At 65.7% G+C, this 18,457-nt stretch carries 19 protein-coding genes; 9 read left to right on the top strand and 10 right to left on the bottom strand.

Annotation, left to right across the window (positions count from 1 at the left end; translation table 11 throughout):
• Positions 1–48 precede the first annotated feature (48 nt).
• Positions 49–1,485 carry a sensor histidine kinase gene (locus P73_RS03560; RefSeq protein WP_043868491.1) on the bottom strand — a complete coding sequence of 479 codons (1,437 nt, stop codon included), beginning with the start codon at positions 1,483–1,485 and terminating at the stop codon, positions 49–51.
• Between the two features lie 547 nt (positions 1,486–2,032).
• Between P73_RS03560 and rpmH the strand changes: the two genes are divergently transcribed.
• From rpmH to P73_RS03515, 9 genes are all read left to right on the top strand, one after another.
• Entirely contained in the window at positions 2,033–2,167 is a 135-nt protein-coding gene (gene rpmH, locus P73_RS03555; RefSeq protein WP_043868490.1) for a 50S ribosomal protein L34, read from the top strand.
• A gap of 36 nt (positions 2,168–2,203) precedes the next feature.
• On the top strand, positions 2,204–2,647 hold the full coding sequence (gene rnpA, locus P73_RS03550; protein ID WP_043868489.1) for a ribonuclease P protein component: 444 nt from the start codon (positions 2,204–2,206) through the stop codon (positions 2,645–2,647).
• Positions 2,644–2,898 (top strand): membrane protein insertion efficiency factor YidD, encoded by a 255-nt coding sequence (yidD, locus tag P73_RS03545; RefSeq protein ID WP_043868488.1) that lies wholly within the window; start codon positions 2,644–2,646, stop codon positions 2,896–2,898. The genes rnpA and yidD overlap by 4 nt, the downstream gene beginning before the upstream one ends.
• On the top strand, positions 2,891–3,772 hold the full coding sequence (ttcA, locus tag P73_RS03540; RefSeq protein ID WP_043868487.1) for a tRNA 2-thiocytidine(32) synthetase TtcA: 882 nt from the start codon (positions 2,891–2,893) through the stop codon (positions 3,770–3,772). The genes yidD and ttcA overlap by 8 nt, the downstream gene beginning before the upstream one ends.
• A gap of 78 nt (positions 3,773–3,850) precedes the next feature.
• Positions 3,851–5,389, top strand: coding sequence for a putative bifunctional diguanylate cyclase/phosphodiesterase (locus P73_RS03535; RefSeq protein WP_043868486.1), 1,539 nt, complete (start codon positions 3,851–3,853; stop codon positions 5,387–5,389).
• 106 nt (positions 5,390–5,495) lie between these two features.
• Positions 5,496–7,331, top strand: coding sequence for a membrane protein insertase YidC (gene yidC, locus P73_RS03530; protein WP_043868485.1), 1,836 nt, complete (start codon positions 5,496–5,498; stop codon positions 7,329–7,331).
• Between the two features lie 16 nt (positions 7,332–7,347).
• Positions 7,348–7,995 (top strand): ribosome biogenesis GTP-binding protein YihA/YsxC, encoded by a 648-nt coding sequence (yihA, locus tag P73_RS03525; RefSeq protein WP_043868484.1) that lies wholly within the window; start codon positions 7,348–7,350, stop codon positions 7,993–7,995.
• A gap of 65 nt (positions 7,996–8,060) precedes the next feature.
• A complete protein-coding gene (argB, locus tag P73_RS03520) occupies positions 8,061–8,954 on the top strand; it encodes an acetylglutamate kinase (RefSeq protein WP_043868483.1) in 894 nt (297 codons plus the stop codon).
• Positions 8,951–9,463, top strand: a complete 513-nt coding sequence (locus tag P73_RS03515; RefSeq protein ID WP_043868482.1) for a SixA phosphatase family protein — start codon at positions 8,951–8,953, stop codon at positions 9,461–9,463. The genes argB and P73_RS03515 overlap by 4 nt, the downstream gene beginning before the upstream one ends.
• A gap of 41 nt (positions 9,464–9,504) precedes the next feature.
• On the opposite strand, the gene P73_RS03510 is transcribed toward P73_RS03515, so the two are convergent.
• The 9 genes from P73_RS03510 to P73_RS03470 all read right to left on the bottom strand — a co-directional run bounded on the left by P73_RS03510 (position 9,505) and on the right by P73_RS03470 (position 18,406).
• The gene (locus tag P73_RS03510; RefSeq protein WP_043868481.1) at positions 9,505–10,293 is read right to left on the bottom strand and encodes an amino acid ABC transporter ATP-binding protein; all 789 of its coding nucleotides are present in this window, start codon (positions 10,291–10,293) and stop codon (positions 9,505–9,507) included.
• Positions 10,294–10,307: 14 nt separating this feature from the next.
• A complete protein-coding gene (locus tag P73_RS03505; RefSeq protein ID WP_043868480.1) occupies positions 10,308–11,618 on the bottom strand; it encodes an amino acid ABC transporter permease in 1,311 nt (436 codons plus the stop codon).
• A 1-nt stretch (position 11,619) separates the two neighbouring features.
• Complete coding sequence (locus P73_RS03500) at positions 11,620–12,840, bottom strand: amino acid ABC transporter permease (protein ID WP_043868479.1); 1,221 nt, start codon at positions 12,838–12,840, stop codon at positions 11,620–11,622.
• A gap of 141 nt (positions 12,841–12,981) precedes the next feature.
• Complete coding sequence (locus tag P73_RS03495) at positions 12,982–14,007, bottom strand: amino acid ABC transporter substrate-binding protein (protein WP_043868478.1); 1,026 nt, start codon at positions 14,005–14,007, stop codon at positions 12,982–12,984.
• Between the two features lie 229 nt (positions 14,008–14,236).
• Positions 14,237–14,944, bottom strand: coding sequence for an ATP12 family chaperone protein (locus P73_RS03490; protein WP_043868477.1), 708 nt, complete (start codon positions 14,942–14,944; stop codon positions 14,237–14,239).
• A gap of 3 nt (positions 14,945–14,947) precedes the next feature.
• Positions 14,948–15,616, bottom strand: coding sequence for an HAD-IA family hydrolase (locus tag P73_RS03485; RefSeq protein WP_043868476.1), 669 nt, complete (start codon positions 15,614–15,616; stop codon positions 14,948–14,950).
• The gene (locus P73_RS03480) at positions 15,613–16,662 is read right to left on the bottom strand and encodes an RluA family pseudouridine synthase (protein WP_043868475.1); all 1,050 of its coding nucleotides are present in this window, start codon (positions 16,660–16,662) and stop codon (positions 15,613–15,615) included. The genes P73_RS03485 and P73_RS03480 overlap by 4 nt, the downstream gene beginning before the upstream one ends.
• Complete coding sequence (gene crcB / locus P73_RS03475) at positions 16,659–17,033, bottom strand: fluoride efflux transporter CrcB (RefSeq protein WP_043868474.1); 375 nt, start codon at positions 17,031–17,033, stop codon at positions 16,659–16,661. The genes P73_RS03480 and crcB overlap by 4 nt, the downstream gene beginning before the upstream one ends.
• Before the next feature lie 47 nt (positions 17,034–17,080).
• Positions 17,081–18,406 (bottom strand): replication-associated recombination protein A, encoded by a 1,326-nt coding sequence (locus P73_RS03470; protein ID WP_043868473.1) that lies wholly within the window; start codon positions 18,404–18,406, stop codon positions 17,081–17,083.
• Positions 18,407–18,457: the final 51 nt, after the last annotated feature.

The raw sequence follows: 18,457 nt of genomic DNA, 5'->3' as shown, positions 1-18,457 counted from the left end.
TCGGAAGGGGGCGCAAGGGGCGAAATCCATTTTGCGGGAAAAAACCCTCTACTCCGCCGCCTGTGCCGGTTCGCTCGCGGGTGCCGGCGTCATCGCGAAGCCTTTCGGCAGATGGATCGCGAAGGCGGTGCCGGTTTCGTCGCTGCGCTCGAGCAGCAGGCGGCCGCCATGCCCGCGCACCAGTTCCGCGGCGATGGCAAGGCCGAGGCCGAAGCCCCCCTTGCGCGTGCCGCCGTGGAAGGGCTGGAACAGGTGCTCGCGCGCCTTGGGCGGCAGGCCCGGTCCGGTGTCCGTCACCGTCAGCACCCATTCCCCGTCGTCCTCATAGGCGGCGACGGCAATCTCGCCGGGCTTGCCCGTCGCCATGATCGCCTGGCGCGCGTTGCGCACGAGGTTCGAAAGCACACGGTGCATCTGTTCGAAATCGGCACGGATCACCATCGTCGCCGGGACGTCTTCGGCAAAGGACAGGTCGAAATCGTCGATGGAGAGACGCTCGCCCTCGATCACCTCGCCCACGAGCTCGGCGACGCGCACACCGGACAGGACCGGAGCGGGCTCCTCGGCCTTGCCGAAGGCGAGCGTGGTCTCGCAAAGGTTGACCGCCCGCTGGATCGAGTTGACGAGCTTCGGCGCGGCGCGGGTGACCGCGGGATCGTTCGACATCTCGAGCCGGTCGGTGAAGAGTTGCGCCGTGGTGAGGATGTTGCGCAGATCGTGCGACACCTTCGCCACCGCGCCCCCGAGCTGGGCCAGGCGCTCCTTCTGCCGCAGCGCGGAGGTCAGTTCCGTCTCCATCGTCTTGAGCGCCTGCTCGGCCTCGCGCAGTTCGGTCACCTTGGCGGAGGGCTCGATGATGCGGCGCGTGTCCTCGGGCGCCTGCGTATAGGAGGTCATCGCCCCGACCACGCGACGGATCGGACGCACCAGCAGTTCGCGCACGGCAAGGAACAGCAGGAAGGCGGTGAAAAAGGAGATCACCGCGGAAAGCGTGAGAATGCGCACGCCGTAATCTATCATCGCCACGCGCAGCGGCGCGGTCGGCAACGTCACCTCGATCAGCAGGCCCGCCTGCTTCACCGGATCGCCGATCACCCGGATCACCCGCTCCTCCGGATCGAACAGCGTCACCATCGCGTCGCGCATGAGCTCGAATCCGGTGGCGTCGCGCAGGTCGTATGTGGCGTGGATCTGGTCGGGAATGGGCGAGGACAGGACGAGCTGGCGGATCTCGTTGCGGCGCAGCACCACGTTATAGACGCCGGCATTGGCCAGGAGCTCGTCCTCGAGATCCATGTCGAGGCTGTCGTTGGCCAGAAGCGCGAGCGAGGCGATCTGCGCCCGTTCGAGGCGCGAGAGCAGGAAATCCTCGCGATAGCGCGCGACGGAGGGGACGAAGATCATGACCTCCGCGGCCATCACGAAGATGACCGTGAGGATCAGGAATCGTCCCGTCAGCGTATTGAGGAAACGCGAGATCGCCATTCGTCCTTCTCGTCTTGCGGGCGCCGGCCATGCCAACTCGCCCGCTCGGGGCAGAAGCCGCCGGTCCCGGTGCATGATGATGCGCCTAACCGGCGGGCTTTCAAACAATTTAGCGCTAAAATAGGCATTCGCCGCAGGTTTGTTAAGCGCACCGGAGTCAAGTTCCCCGCGCGCCGGACAGCGTGCGGTTGAGGCGCGACCGTCGCGACGGCGCTGCGCAGGCGGATGTCCGTGCCGATCCCCTTCATACCTGCTCCCTGCGCCGCCCCTTCCATAGGATAGGAAGAAATGCGCAGGCGCCCAGAGCTTGCGACGGAAAAAGCAGACGCGGGTGCGGCGCCATCCCGATGAGGCGCCACGCAAAGGTCCGCCTGCCGGACCGGAAATTGTTGCGGAAAGTGGGCCCTTCCGAATTGACAACCGCCCGCGACGCCCCTATTGGACGGGCTTCGAACGATTATTCGCCTTCGAATCCTTTCGGCATGCCTCTCGAGGAGGCCCCGGCAGAGCGGATTTGGGCCCTAACGCAACCGATGGAGATGGCGCGATGAAACGCACCTATCAACCGAGCAACCTCGTCCGCAAGCGCCGCCACGGCTTCCGTGCCCGTATGGCGACCAAAGCCGGCCGCAAGGTTCTGAACGCGCGTCGCGCCCGCGGCCGCAAGTCCCTCTCCGCGTAAGCCGCGTCCAGGGATCGCCTGTCGCAGGCCAAGACGATGACACCGCCGGACGCACCCGAGGAGAAGGCACACGCCGATGCCCGCGGGTCGCAGTCGGCGGTTTTGTCATGTCCGGACGCTGCCCGCAAGCGCTCCCTCGAGACCCTGCGCAAGCGGGCCGATTTCCTGCGCGCCGCCCGCGCGCGGCGCCAGGGGACGGCGGGTTTCCTCCTCCAGGGCCGCAAGAGGGGGCCGGAGGAGCCGGCGCAGGGCATCCGCGTCGGCTATACCTGTTCGAAAAAGGTCGGCAACGCGGTCCGGCGCAACCATGCCAAGCGGCGCCTGCGCGAGGCCGCGCGCCTCGTCCTTCCCGGCCTCGGCCGCGACGGCTGGGACTATGTGCTGATCGGCAAGAAGCACGACACTGCGGCGCGTCCCTTCACGCTCCTGCTCGAGGATCTGCGCTACGCGCTGCGGAAGGTGCACGGAGAGACGCGATGACTCCCCTCGCCTTTCTCGCCTCCCTGCCCGTGCGCGCCTATCGCAGGCTGTTCTCGCCCTTCGTCGGCCACAATTGCCGCTATCAGCCGACCTGCTCCGCCTATGCGCTCGAGGCGCTCGAAAAGCACGGGGCGTTCAAGGGCGGCTGGCTCACCATCCGGCGCATCGGCCGCTGTCACCCGCTGGGCGGAATGGGATACGATCCGGTTCCCGACCCGACCCGAAAACCCGAGGACGAGCCCAATGCTTGACGATCTCGACGACATCCACCCGCTGTTTCACGGGGCGCCTTCCACCACCGAATTCAAGAAACTGCGCAAGCGCATCATCCGCAACACGCGCGAGGCGATCGAACAGTACGGGATGGTGGAGCGCGGCGCGAAATGGCTCGTCTGCCTGTCCGGCGGCAAGGACAGCTATACGCTTCTGGCCGCGCTCCACGAGTTGAAATGGCGCGGCATGCTGCCGGTCGAGCTCCTCGCCTGCAATCTCGACCAGGGCCAGCCGGGTTTTCCCGCCACGGTGCTGCCCGACTTCCTCGAGCGCATGCAGGTGCCGCACCGGATCGAGTACCAGGACACCTATTCCATCGTGATGGACAAGGTGCCGCAGGGCCGGACCTTCTGCGCGCTCTGCTCGCGGCTCCGGCGCGGCAACCTCTACCGCATCGCGCGCGAGGAAGGCTGTTCGGCCGTCGTGCTCGGCCATCATCGCGACGACATTCTCGAGACCTTCTTCATGAACCTCTTTCACGGCGGGCGTCTCGCGACGATGCCGCCGAAACTGGTGAACGAGGAGGGCGACCTCTTTGTCTACCGTCCACTCGCGCATGTGGCGGAGGAGGATTGCCAACGATTCGCGACCGCGATGAACTATCCCATCATCCCCTGCGACCTCTGCGGCTCTCAGGACGGATTGCAGCGCCAGCAGGTCAAGCAGATCCTCGACGGATGGGAAAGGAACAGTCCCGGACGGCGGCAGGTGATGTTCAAGGCGCTGACCAACGTCCGGCCCTCGCACATGCTCGATTCCGGCCTGTTCGACTTCCTCGGCCTCGCGCTCAGGAACACCTCCCGCGAGGACGGCGATGCAGACAATTCGACGGAAATCCCGAAGCTGCGTTAATCCGGCGGTCACCTTCCGACGTTTAAGCTCCCGAAGACGAGGGCCTCGAGGGGCCACACGGAACGACGGGACGGACCTATGCGACGTGACATCGCCGAAACGCTCCAGCGCCTGCGCGATGCGCTGACCGGGCCGCAGAGCCTCACCTTCCTGCCCGCGATCTGCCTGGGCGCCTACTGGTTCGGCGGAGAGGCGGCGCTTCTGCTCGTCGCGCTCGGGTTGCCCGCGCTGCTCGCGGCGGCGAGGATCCTGCTGTCGCGGCGGGAGCGCGGATCGGTGACCGCGACGGACGGGCTCACCGGCCTCGCGTTGCGCCCGGCGGTGCCGCGGGCGCTCGATCAGATGCTCGAGGCGCGGGAGGCGAGCGGGCGCAGCACGGCCTGTCTCGTGATCGAGATCGACGAATTTCGCGCCACGCGCACGCTGCTGGGGGAGACCGCGTCGGACGCGGTCCTGCGCACCGCCGCCCGCCGGCTGCGTGATGTTCTGCGCGAGGCCGACCTGATCGCCCGGATCGACACCGCCCGCTTCGCGATCGTCCCGGCGCCGATGCGCCGGACCGACCTGGAAACCCTGATCCAGCTCGCCGCCCGGCTTCAGGCCGCTTTAGGCGCGCCCTATTCCGTCGACGCCTCGAAGGTGCATGTCACCTGTTCGGTCGGCTTCTGCCTGCCCTCCCGCGCCCCCGCGATGTCGGGACAGGCCTTTCTCGAGGCCGCGGAGGCGGCCCTCGCCGAAGCCCGCCACCACGGGGCCGGCTCGATCCGCGCCTTCACCGCCGCGCGCGGGACCGGTCCGCTCGATCCGGGCACCGTGCTCGCGGAGGCCGGAGACGCGCTCGAAAACGGACAGATCGTGCCCTGGTTCCAGCCGCAGATCTCCACCGACACCGGCGAGGTGAGCGGCATGGAAGCCCTCGCGCGATGGACGCATCCCGAGAGGGGCGTCCTCTCCCCGGAGCAGTTCCTCTTCGCCCTCGACGATCTCGGCCTGCGCGACCGGCTCGGAGAACTGATCCTCTATCACGCGCTGACCGCCCTGACGATCTGGGACAAGGCGGGGCTTTGCGTCCCCGGCATCTCGGTGAATTTTTCCGCCGAAGACCTCGCGAACCCGAAGCTCGTGGACAAGATCCGCTGGGAACTCGACAGGTTCGAGCTCTCCCCGGAGCGGCTTACCATCGAGATCCTGGAAAGCGTGATCTCCACCGCCGAGGACGACATGGTCACCCGCAATATCCGCGCGCTGAGGGAGCTGGGATGCGGGATCGAACTCGACGATTACGGCACGGGACATGCCTCCCTCTCCAACATCCGCCGCTTCGCCGTCGACCGGATCAAGATCGACCGGTCCTATGTGACGCGCTGCGACCTTGACCGCGACCAGCAGAACATGCTCGCCGCGATCCTGACGATGGCGGAGCGGCTCGACCTGCAAACAGTGGCGGAAGGCGTGGAGACGGTCGGGGAACACGCGATGCTGTCGCAACTCGGCTGCGGCCATGTGCAGGGCTTCTCCATCTCGCGCCCGCTGCCCTTCGACAAGACGCTCGACTGGATGGAGGCGCACAGGCGGAAATTGTCTCAGACACCCCGGATCGGACGGCACGCGGGCTGAACACTTCCCCGTATTTTCCGAGGGAATCGGCCAAAACCGCTTGACCTTCGCGCCCCGGAGGGGTTGAACCACCCGAGATTGATTTCCACAAAATCGGGCGGCCTTCATGGACGATCAAAACAAGAACCTGATCCTCGCCGTTGTCCTCAGCGGCATCGTGCTCCTCGGATGGCAGATCTTCTTCCCGGCACCGGAACCGGCGCCGCAGAACGACACGCCGGTCGCGGTGACCGAGACGACGGGGAGCGAGGCCGGGACGGCGCAGGACGGTCAGGGCGTCGCCCTCGCCCCGCCCGCCGTCGACACGCCGAACGAGGCGACGGGCGTCGATGCGCAGACCGCCGACCAGGTCTCCGACGCACCGCGCGTCGATGTCGAGACCCCGAGTGTGACCGGGTCGATCTCCCTCGTCGGCGGCCGGATCGACGACCTGTCGCTCAAGGATTACAAGGTCTCGCTCGATGGCGACGAAATCGTCACCCTGCTGGCCCCCGTCGGCTCCGAAGCGCCCTATTACGCCGTTTACGGCTGGGCCCCCGGCGGCACGCTCGAGGCCGATCAGGTTCCCGGCGCGAACACGCTCTGGACGGTGGAAAGCGGCGAGACGCTGACGCCGGACAGCCCGGTGACGCTCATGTGGGACAATGGCGCGGGCCTCGTCTTCCGCCGCACGATCTCGGTCGACGACAACTATCTCTTCACCGTCGCGCAATCGGTCGAGAACACCGGCGACGCCGCCGCGCGGCTCGCCGCCTATGGCATCGTCGCGCGCCACGGAATGCCGGAGACCTCCCGGTATTTCGTGCTCCACGAGGGTCTCGTCCGCCTCTCCGACAAGGAGCTCGACGAAGAGGATTACAAGGATTTCGAAGATTTCGGCGCGGATGCGCGCGAGGGCGGCAATGCCTCCGTGATCCAGGTCGAGGCGAACGGCTGGACCGGCTTCACCGACAAGAACTGGATGACCACGCTCGTGCCGATGCCGGGGCAGTCCTTCGCCTCCGTGGCGAAATACGTCGCCGGAGCCGAAATCTACCAGGTCGAGACCCGCATGCCCACGCAGGAGGTCGCCCCCGGCGCAACCGCGGAGACCACCTCCTACCTCTTCGCCGGGGCGAAGGAATGGGAAACGATCAAGCACTACCAGGACGACATGGGCTTCGAACGCTTCGTCGATTCGATCGACTGGGGCTGGTTCTGGTTCTTCACCAAGCCGATCTTCCGCATCCTGCACGCCCTGCACGGGCTCATCGGCAACATGGGCTGGTCGATCCTCATCCTGACGCTGATCATCAAGGGCGTCATGTTGCCGCTCGCCTACAAATCCTACGTCTCCATGGCGCGGATGAAGGAGCTTCAGCCGGAAATGGAGAAGCTCAAGGAACAGGCTGGCGGCGACCGCGAGAAGATGCAGCGCGGCATGATGGAACTCTACAAGAAGAACAAGGTAAACCCGGCCTCGGGCTGCCTGCCGCTTCTCTTGCAGATCCCCGTCTTCTTCTCGCTCTACAAGGTGATCTTCGTCACGATCGAACTGCGGCACGCGCCGTGGATCGGCTGGATCCGCGACCTTTCGGCCCCCGACCCGAGCTCGATCCTCAACCTCTTCGGCCTGCTGCCCTTCGCGCCGCCGGAACCCGGCTCCGCGCTCGCCTTCGTCTCCCTCGGCGTGCTGCCGATCCTGCTCGGCATCTCGATGTGGCTGCAACAGAAGCTGAACCCGGCGCCGACGGATGCGAGCCAGGCGATGATCATGGCCTGGATGCCCTGGGTGTTCATGTTCATGCTCGGCAATTTCGCCTCGGGCCTCGTGCTCTACTGGATCTGCAACAACACAATCACCTTCATCCAGCAGTATCTCATCATGCGCAGCCACGGGCACAAGCCGGACGTGTTCGGCAACATCCTGCGCTCGCTGCGGCTCAGGAAGAAGGACGCCTGAGGAGGCGAGAGAGACGATGGAACTTTCCTTTCCCATCGCTGAACCGGATGCGGCGGCCCTCGAACAGGGCCGCTTGCTGTTTGCGGGTCAGACGGAATTTCTGAAGGGCGTGGTCGCAATGGACGGCATGCCCCCCGCCAACCGGCTGGAGGTTTGTTTCGCGGGCCGCTCGAACGTCGGCAAATCGACGCTGATCAACGCGCTCACCGGGCGCAAGGCGCTGGCACGCGCCTCGAACACGCCGGGCCGGACGCAGGAGATCAACTTCTTCACCGCGGGCGACAGTCACTATCTGGTGGACCTGCCCGGCTACGGCTTTGCCAAGGCGCCGGTCAAGACGGTCGAAAAGTGGCAGAAGCTGCTGAAAGCCTACCTGTCCGGCCGCGCCACGCTGCGCCGCGCCTTCGTGCTGATCGACAGCCGGCACGGGGTGAAGGACGTGGACGAGGAGATCATGACGCTGCTCGACAGCTCGGCGGTGACCTTTCAGGTCGTGCTGACGAAGGCCGACAAGGTAAAGGAGGCGGAGCGCGAGAAGAATCTCGCGCAGGTGCGCCAGCGGATCGCGCGGCACCCGGCGGCCTTTCCCGAGATGATCGTCACCTCCTCGGAAAAGGGATGGGGCATCGACACCCTCCGAGCGGTGATCGCGACGCTCGTCTGAGCCGGCTTGCACCGGGGCGCGCGGACACGGTATTGAAGTCGCACGCCCTTGAGAAAGCCCCAGAGATGAAGAAGCAGGACATGAACAGAGACTGGATCGCGACCGCCCGCACCCTTTCCCAGGCGCTGCCCTACTTGCAGCGGTACGAGGGGGCGACCGTCGTCATCAAGCTCGGCGGTCACGCGATGGGGTCGGACGAGGCGATGGAGAGCTTCGCACGCGACGTGGTGCTCATGCAGCAGGTCGGGGTGAAGCCGGTGATCGTCCATGGCGGCGGCCCGATGATCAACAGGCTGCTGGCCGAACTGAACATCAAGTCGGATTTCGTCAACGGCAAGCGTGTCACCGACAAGGCGACGGTCGAGGTGGTCGAGATGGTGCTCTCCGGCCTGGTGAACAAGCGGATCGTGCAGGCGATCAACGGGCAGGGCGGCCGCGCCGTCGGAATTTCCGGCAAGGACGCGAACCTGATGATCTGCGAACAGACCCATCCCGACCTCGGCTTCGTCGGCACGCCGGTCCAGATGGATCCTTCGATTATCCAGGAGCTCGGCGACGAGAACCTCATCCCGGTGATCGCCCCGGTCGGCGCCGGCCGCAACGGCGAGACATTCAACGTCAACGGCGACACCGCGGCGGGTGCGATCGCGGGGGCGCTCAAGGCGGATCGCCTGCTGCTCCTGACCGATGTGTCGGGGGTGAAGGGCGCCGATGGTGCGGTGCTGACCTCGCTCAATTCGGCGCAGATCAAGCAGCTGACGGACGAGGGCGTGATCGCCGGCGGCATGATCCCCAAGACGGAAACCGCGCTCGACGCGCTCGCGGCCGGTGTGCGCGCGGTGGTGATTCTCGATGGTCGGGCGCCCAACGCCTGCCTGCTCGAGCTTTACACCGAACATGGCGCGGGCTCGCTCATCCGCGACACGGAACCGAGCATCAGGCCGAAGAGCGGAACATGAGACGCCGGCTCATCCTCGTGCGGCACGCGAAGTCGAACTGGGACGAGCCATCGCTCGAGGATATCGCGAGGCCGCTGAACGCCCGCGGGGCACGCAACGCCGTCACTATGGGACGCTGGCTCAAGGAGCGTGGTTTTCTTCCCGATCTGATGATCGTCTCTCCGGCCCGGCGCACACAGGAGACGGCCGCGGGCCTTGCCGAGGGAATGGGTGTCTCCGGCGAGACAGAGGTCGACGAAGATCTGTATCTTGCGCCGGAGGACCGGATCCTTTCGGCGGTGAAGCGGGCGCGGGGCGACACGGTCCTGCTGATCGCGCACAATCCGGGGATATCCGTTTTCGCGACGCATTTCGCGCGCGCGCCGCATCCGCATCCCGATTTCCGGCGCTATCCGACCTGCGCGACCACCGTCTTCGCGCTCGGTGCGGACGATTGGCGCAACGCGGAATTCGGCCACAACGAGGTCCTGGACTTCGCCGTCCCGCGGGAAGTCGAGGCGACGGAATAGCCCGTCGCGGCGGAGAGGGAAAGCGCCCGACGGCGCGCCCCTCAATGCCCGAGGATCTGGCTGAGGAACAGCTTCGTGCGCTCCGATTTCGGGTTGTTGAAGAATTCCTCGGGCTCGTTCTGTTCGACGATCTGCCCCTGGTCCATGAAGATGACCCGGTTCGCGACCTGGCGGGCAAAGCCCATCTCATGCGTCACGCAAAGCATGGTCATCCCCTCCTCCGCAAGTTCGATCATCGTGTCGAGCACCTCCTTGATCATCTCGGGATCGAGAGCGGAGGTCGGTTCGTCGAACAGCATGATCCTGGGCCTCATGCAGAGCGAGCGGGCGATGGCCACGCGCTGCTGCTGACCGCCGGAGAGCTGGCCGGGATATTTGTCGGCCTGTTCCGGGATCTTCACCTTCCGCAGGAAATGCATTGCGGTTTCCTCGGCCTCCCGCTTCGGGATCTTACGCACCCACATCGGCGCGAGCGTGCAATTCTCCAGGATGGTGAGGTGCGGGAAGAGGTTGAAATGCTGAAAGCACATGCCGACCTCGGAGCGGATCTTGTCGATGTTCTTCAGGTCGGAGGTGAGCTCGATCCCGTCGACGATGATCTTGCCCTTCTGGTGTTCCTCCAGCCGGTTGATACAGCGGATCATCGTCGATTTCCCCGAGCCGGAAGGCCCGGCGATGACGATGCGCTCGCCGCGGTTGACGGTGAGGTTGATGTCGCGCAGGACGTGGAATTCACCGTACCACTTGTTCATGTTGATGATCTGGACGGCGATCTCGTCGGAGACGGCCAGTTTTGCCCGATCGACGGTGCGTTCGACAGCTTGAGACATGGGCGTCTCCTTTCCTAGCGGTGGTCGGTGCGGAGACGGCGCTCCAGCCATTGAGAATAACGGGACATGGCGAAACAGCAAATCCAGAACACCAGGCCGATGAAGATGAAGAGTTCCCAATAGATCCCGTTCCAGGCGGCATTCGCGCGGATCGCGTTCGACAGGCCGAGCATATCGTAGATCCCGATGAACATCACGAGGGTGGTGTCCTTGAACAGCCCAATGAAGGTATTGACGATGCCGGGAATGGAGATCTTCAGCGCCTGCGGCATGATGATGAGGCGCTGTGCCTTCCAGTAGTCGAGGCCGAGCGCGTCGGCGGCCTCGTATTGCCCCTTCGGCAGCGCGGCGAGCCCGCCGCGGATCACCTCGGCCATATAGGCGGAGGCGAAGAGCGTCACCATGATGATCACCCGCAGCGTGAGATCAAAGGTCGTGCCCGGCGGCAGGAAGTAGTTCAGGAGCAGCGAGGCGGTGAACAGCAGTGTGATCAGCGGCACGCCGCGGATGAACTCGATGAAGCCGACGCAGATCGTCTTGACGATGAACAGGTCCGACTGGCGTCCGAGCGCAAGGATGATCCCGATGGGAAGCGACAGGGCGATGCCGGAAATGCCGATGATGAGGCAGATCATGAAGCCGCCGAGCTCGCGGCTGTCGACCCGCGGAAGCGCCCCGAGCGGGGCGATCCGGCTCAGGTCGGTCACGACGGGTGGTCCGGCAAAGAGCCACCAGGCCAGCGCCACGACCACCGCCGCGATGGCGGAAATCGCCATGGAATTGAAGCGGTCGGCAAGTTTGAACGCGAGGCCGCCGAGCGCGAAGCCGACCGCCACGGACAGCGGACCCCAGATTGGACCGCCCCAGACGAGCCAGACCATGAGGAACGGGAAGGCCACGGTGAACCAGAGCATCCGGCGCGGCAGCCGGTCGAAGAGCACCGGCGCGATGGCGAAGAGCATGAGCACGAAGGCGAGATTGGCGCGCCAATACTGGCTCGAGGGATAAAAGCCATAGATGAGCTGGTTCCAGCGTTCCGTCAGCACCGCCCAGCAGGCGTGATGCGTGTTGCCGAAGCGTTCGGTCAGGATCTGGCGGCATTCCACGAGAGAGCCCGCATTCCAGACGCCGCCGAGGAGCCATGGCAGCGCGGGGCGGAGCACGAGGAAGATCACGTAGATCGACACCAGCGTCAGGATGCCGTTGAACCAGCTCGAGAACAGGTTCTCCCGGACCCAGCGCGCCGCGCCCACCTGCATGCGCGGCGGCGGCTGCTGGTCGAGCATCTGCTTGCGGACGAAAGCGGCGGAGGTATGTTCCTGCATCTCAGCGCTCCTTCAGCCTGACCGTCTTGTTGTAGAAATTCATGCCCGAGGAGATGACGAGGCTGACGACGAGATAGATCAGCATCATCAGGAGCATGCTTTCGAGCTCCCGCCCCGTCGTGTTGAGGGTCGTGCCCCCGAGCGTCGAGCGCAGGTCCATGTAGCCCACGGCAAGCGCGAGGGAGGAGTTCTTCGTCAGGTTCAGATATTGCGAGATCAGCGGCGGGATGATGACCCGGAGCGCCTGCGGCAGGATCACGAGGTTCATCGTGCGGGAGGGGCGCAGGCCGAGCGCATAGGCGGCCTCGGTCTGGCCCTTGGAGATCGCGAGGATGCCGGAGCGGACGATCTCCGCGATGAAGGCGCCGGTATAGAAGGACAGCGCGAGCCAGAGCGCGAGCATGGAGTTGCGCAGGTGGATGCCGCCGGAAAAGTTGAAGCCGGCGAGTTCCGGCAGGGAGAAGGCCACCGGCCGACCGAGCAGGAGATAGACGAGCAGCGTCGGACCAACGAGGATCGCGAGCTTGATCCAGAAATTCGGCAGCAGGTGCCCGGTCGCCTCGAACCGCCGCTGCGACCATTTCCCGAAGGCCCAGATCGCGAGCAGGGACAGAAGGAAGATGACCACGACGATGGCCGAGCCCGGCCCCCAGACCGGCGCGGGAATGTAGGTGCCGCGGTTGGTGACGGCGATCGTGTTCCACAGCCACATGGAGGCCTCCGCCTCTTCGCCGCGGAAGGCCCGCGGAGACGGCAGGGATTCCGACAGCACCGCCATGAAGGCGAGGATCCACAGGAGCACGGGAATGTTGCGGAAGCTTTCGACGTAGACGGTCATGATCCGCGCCGTGAGCCAGTTGTTCGACAGGCGCAGGACCCCCGCCACCACTCCGATGACCGTGGCGAGGATGCAGCCGAGGATCGCAACCAGGAGCGTGTTCAGCAGGCCGACGAGCGCGGCGCGCCAGTGCGGATCGTTGGAGGAATAAGGGATGAGCTTCTGGTTGATGTCATAGGCCGCGCGGCTGAACAGGAAACCGAAGTCGATGTCCTTGCCGAGCGCGGAGAGGTTGGTGATCGTGTTGCGGACGAGGAAGGCGGCGATCACCATGAAGGCGATGAGGGCGATGACCTGGATGGTCGCGGAGCGATAGCGGGTATCGTAAATCAGCTGGCTCAGGCGAAAGCCCTGGTCATTTGGCGGATCTGTCATTGTGGTCATCGAGAGGGTCCCCTGTTTCCCCTGAATACGGCCTGCCGACGGTGCGGGATGACCCCCGCCCGTGCATTGGATCTTTGTGTTTTTCGGTAGAGCCGGAACGGCGGAGGGCGCGGATCGTCTCGCGCCCTCCCCTGTTCGATCTTAGCGGAAGGGCGGCGAATAGATCAGGCCGCCCTCGGTCCACTGGGCGTTCAGGCCGCGTGCGAGTCCGACCGGCGTGTTCTCACCGATGTTCTTCTCGAAGCTCTCGCCGTAGTTGCCCACTTGCGTGATGATGTTGAGCGCCCAGTCGTTTTCGAGACCGAGCATGGCGCCCAGTTCCCCCTCGACACCGAGCAGGCGGTTGATTTCGGGATTGTCCGTGCCGTTGGCAAGCTCCGCGGCATTCGCGGAGGTCACGCCGTATTCTTCGGCCGCGATCATCGCATTGAGCGACCAGCGCACGATATCGCCCCAGTTGTCGTCGCCGTGGCGCACGAGCGGGCCGAGCGGCTCCTTGGAGATGATCTCGGGAAGCACGACGTAGCCTTCCGGGTTCTCGAAGGAGGCACGCGAGGCGGCCAGCGCCGAGGCGTCGGTGGTGTAGACGTCGCAGGCCCCGGCGAGGAACTGGGTCTGGGCCTCGGTGAAGCTTTCCACCGGAACCGGCTCGTATTCCATGTTGTTGACGCGGAAATAGTCGGCGAGGTTGAGTTCGGTGGTGGTGCCGGTCTCGATGCAGACGGTGGCCCCCGAAAGCTCCCTGGCGGAAGAGACGCCGAGATCCTTCGGCACCATGAAGCCCTGACCGTCGTAATAGTTCACGCCGACGAAGGTGTTCTTCAGGTCGACGTCACGGGTGAAGGTCCAGGTCGTGTTGCGCGCGAGCAGGTCCACCTCGCCGGAGGCAAGCGCGGTGAAGCGCACGGCGGAGGTCAGCGGCGTGTATTCGACGGCCTCGGAATCGCCCAGCACGGCCGCAGCAACCGCCCGACAGACATCGACGTCGAAGCCCACGAACTCGCCGCTCGCATCCGGCGCGGCGAAACCGGGCGTCCCCGGATTCACGCCGCATCTGAGCGTGCCCCGGTCCTTCACGGCGGCGAGCGTCGACGAATCCTGAGCCATCGCCGTCCCGGCGGCGAGCCCCGCCAGCGTCAGCGCGCCAAGAAATACGGATTTTTTCATGTTTACCTCTTCCTGATATGGCACCCTTCGCAGGCACCTTGTTCCGGCCTTCCCCGTGGACCGGGAGCGATATCGAAATGAGCAAATGCTCTTTCAACGAGCTTAGTTTGGGAGGATTCATTCCAATACGTCAAGGCCACGATCACAAATTGACATGGGCCGACGGAATTTGATCAAATTCAACGGGCATCTGCGCGGCGTTTGGGCTGCGCGCCGCGCAAAGCGCCTGCTAATTGACCACCCGATAAAAACGGGCCGCGTGCAGGAAGCTCTGGCGCTTGAGTTCGGCATGTTCCGCCGCTTCCTCGTCCTCGCCCCATTGCGCGATCTGGTAGGTTTCGTCGAGGCGCGACAACCGCCAGGCTTCTTCGGCGGCGAGCCGGTCCTGGATCACCGCGAAGGCGAGGATCAGCGATCCGGAAAGGGTGACCAGGTCGTGGAAGGCGGCCAGTTCGAACGGGGTCAGCGCATGGACGCGGGCGCGCAGCGCGGCGAGCGCCTGCGCGTCCTGGGGCGCGTGCATGACGCCGCCACGCGGGGCAAGCCGCGCACCGAGATGCGTCGCCGCCCAGTCGAGGAGCGGATCCCAGCCCTCCGCCTGCTGCGCAGCAAGATCCTCCGGCGCCTCCGCACGATAGCACAGCAGGTCGCTGTCGCCGTAATCGGAGAGCAGGTCCGCCACCTCGGCCCGCTGCGTCGCCACCTTGTCGATGGCGGAATTGGCGCTGCGCGTCGCCGGCATTGTATTCGGGTCTATCTCCCCCTCCTGCGCATCCCATTCCTCCGCGATCAGCTCCGCAAGCGCGCGCGTCGGCACGAGGAGCGGCACCTTCGCCGGCGTCCGCACCGGCCGACCGTCGAGGGAGACGCCGAATCCCTCCTCGTCCTCGGTCACCCCGGTTTCCGTCCAGAAGCGTTTCGCCTTCCATTCCGCCACGTCTCAGTTCTCCCAAATCCGTGCCAGGGCCGGTTCGAGCGCGTCGAACCCGTCGATCACGACCGAGGCCCCGGCGGAGAGCAGCGCCTCGCGTCCGTGATAGCCCCAGCCGACCCCGATCGCCGCCGTCCGCGCGGCCCTGGCCATTTCCATGTCATAGGTCGTATCCCCGACGACCACGGCATCCTCCGTCCCGCATCCGGTGTCGAGCAAGCATTGCATCACCATCGAGGGATGCGGCTTCGACGGGTGGTCGTCGGCACATTCCGTCGTCACGAAGAGATCGGCAAAGGGCCAGGCGGCGAGAAGCGCGTCGAGACCGCGGCGGCTCTTGCCGGTGGCGAGCGCGAGGCAGACGTCGTCGCGCGCCGACAGGCCGCGCAGCGCCGCCTCGGCCCCCGGATAAAGCGGGGCGGCCGCCGCACCCTCCGCAAGGCGATGCGCCCGGAAGGCGGCGCGATAGGCGTCGATCATCCGCGCAAGCGTCGCCTCGTCGGCCTCCGGCGCGAGCTCCGCCATCGCATAGGGCAGAGACAGCCCCACGACCGACAGGAGCCGGCCGCGGTCGGGCAAGGGCAAACCGCCCGCGGCAAAGGCCGCCTCCATCGACAGGACGATATGCGCCTGGCTGTCGACGAGCGTGCCGTCGACATCGAAGATCACGAGCTTCATCCGCGCAGGTCCTCGAACGGATCTTCGGCGGCAAGATCCTCGGTCCAGCCAAAGGTATCCCAGCTCTGCGCCATATGTTCCGGCAGCGGCGCGGTCACCGTCAGTTCCTTGCGCGTCACGGGATGCTCCAACCGCAGCAGCCGCGCATGCAGGTGCAGTTTCTTGGAGATGATCCCGCCGAGCTGCGCGCCCCAGCCGTCGCCGAGGTTCTCCTGCCCGGAGCCGCCATATTTCCCGTCGCCGATGATCGGGTGGCCGATCTCGGCCATATGGGCGCGGAGCTGGTGGGTGCGCCCCGTCACCGGCTCCATCGCCACCCAGCTCGCGCGCGCGCCGACGCGGTAGAGCGTGGCATAGAGCGTATGGGCGCGCTTGGCGCCGGGGGTGGCGTCGATGTCGCGCGGATGGACCGCAAGCATCTTTTCCCCCTCCCCCGACTTGCCGCGTCCGGGCGCCTTCACGAGACCGTATTTGATCTCGCCGAGATAGGGCGTCGGCACGCCGGCAACGAGGGCCCAGTAGATCTTGCGCGTGTTCTTGTGACGGAACGCCTCGGTGAGTTTCGAGGCGACGGCGGGCGTGCGCGCCAGGACGAGCACACCCGACGTGTCCTTGTCGAGGCGATGAACGAGCCGCGGTTTCTCCGGGAAATCGCCCTGGAGCGCCGCCGCGAGCCCGTCCACATGGCGCGTCTGTTTCGATCCGCCCTGCGTCGGAAGGCCGGCGGGCTTGTTGATCACGATCAGGTGCTCGTCCTCGTAGAGCACCGCGTCGCGCATCAGTTTCGCATCGGCATTCGAGATCCGCGCGGCATTCGGCGCAGGCTTCGGCGCGCTCTCGTCCGGCAGGGGCGGCACGCGGACCTCCATCCCCGGCCCGACGCGGGTGTTCGATTTCGCGCGCGCGCCGTCGACGCGGATCTCGCCCTTGCGGCACATCTTCTCGATATTGCCCTGGGTGAGCTGCGGAAACATCTTGCGGAACCAGCGGTCGAGCCGCTGCTCGGGCTGGTCGTCACCGATCGTGATCGTCTGGACTCGGCTCATGTGTAGAAACTCCGTGCGGCGTGAAGGCCGAGGGCGATGCCCCCGAGCGCGAGAACGAGCGTCACGACGACATAGGCGGCGGCGAGCGCGATCTCGCCGCGTTCATAGATCGTCAGCGCGTCGAGCGAGAAGGCGGAATAGGTCGTGAACCCGCCGAGCACGCCTGTCATCAGGAAGGGCGCGAAGCGGTTGCCGTTCGCATGCGCCAGAACGACGACAACCACGCCCATCAAAAAGGAGCCGGCGAAATTCACCGTGAGCGTGCCCCACGGAAAGCTCTTGCCCAGAAGGCGCGCCATGCCGAGGCCGGTGAGATAGCGCGCCGAAGCGCCGAGCGCGCCGCCGAGAGCGACCTGGATGAGGGGGGCCATAGATGTCTCCTTTTCGCGCCCTGCCATGGGCAACGGGGCGGAAAATGTCAAGTTTTGCCGGATTTCCTGCGGTCGTCGCGCAGCTTGTCGAAATAGGCCACCCGTTTGCCGAGATCGCGTTCGAACCCGCGTTCGACAGGCTTGTAGAACTGCGTGCGCGGCAGGCTGTCGGGAAAGTAGTTCTGGCCGGAAAATGCGTCCTCGGCATCGTGGTCATAGGCATAGCCCGCGCCGTAGCCCTGTTCCGACATCATCTTCGTCGGCGCATTCAGGATGTGTTTCGGCGGCGGTTCGGAACCGGTCTTGCGCGCGGCCTCGCGGGCGGCCTTGAAGGCGGTATAGACCGCGTTCGATTTCGGCGCGAGGGCGAGGTAGACCACCGCCTGCGCAAGCGCAAGTTCTCCCTCCGGGGAGCCGAGCCGTTCATAGCTCTGCCAGGCGTGCAGCGCGACCGATTGCGCCTGCGGATCGGCGAGCTGGATATCCTCGATCGCCATGCGCAGCAGGCGCCGGGCGAGGTAACGCGGATCCTCGCCGCCCTCGAGCATCCGGTTGAACCAGTAGAGCGCCGCGTCCGGGTCGGAGCCGCGCACGGATTTGTGCAGCGCGGAGATGAGGTTGTAATGCTCGTCCCCCGACTTGTCGTATTTCGCCGCGCGCCGCATGAGCCGCTTGCCGAGCTGCTCGGGGTCGAGCGGTGTGTCGACCTTCCACGCGGCGATCTGTTCGATCAGGTTCAGAAGCGTGCGGCCGTCGCCGTCGGCCATCTCGAGGAGTGCGCGGCGAGCCGCCTCCGTGAGCGGCAGCGTCTTGTCCAGTTCGCGTTCCGCACGGGCAGCGAGCTGATCGAGCTCCTCCGGGGAAAGCCGGGTGAGCACCATCACCTGCGCCCGCGACAGCAGGGCGGCGTTCAGTTCGAAGGACGGGTTTTCCGTCGTCGCCCCCACGAGCAGGATCGTCCCGTCTTCCATATGCGGCAGGAAACTGTCCTGCTGCGCCTTGTTGAACCGGTGGATCTCGTCCACGAAGAGCAGCGTCCCCTGCCCGTTCCGGCGGCGCAGCTTCGCGGCCTCGAAGACCTTCCGAAGCTCGGACACGCCGGTGAAGATCGCGGAAATCTGCACGAAATGCAGATCCGTCTCCTTCGCGAGGAGCCGGGCGATCGTGGTCTTGCCCACGCCCGGCGGCCCCCAGAAGACGATCGAGGACAGCGCCCCCGAGGAGAGCATCGTGCCAAGCGGCGCGTCGGGGCCGAGCACCTGGCGCTGGCCGATCACCTCGGACAGCGCCCGTGGCCTCAGCCGGTCGGCGAGGGGGCGCGGCGCCCGGTCGTCGGGTGCATCGGTATCATCGGTGGAAAACAGGTCGGCCATGGCCGCGAGGTTACGCCGCCCGAGCCGGGCGGGAAAGGGGTCTCGGGGCCG

Origin of the sequence: Celeribacter indicus (assembly GCF_000819565.1) — a bacterium.
GTDB lineage: Bacteria > Pseudomonadota > Alphaproteobacteria > Rhodobacterales > Rhodobacteraceae > Celeribacter > Celeribacter indicus.
Note: the sequence above shows the minus strand (reverse complement) of the source record. Positions and strands in the feature narration are given on the sequence as shown.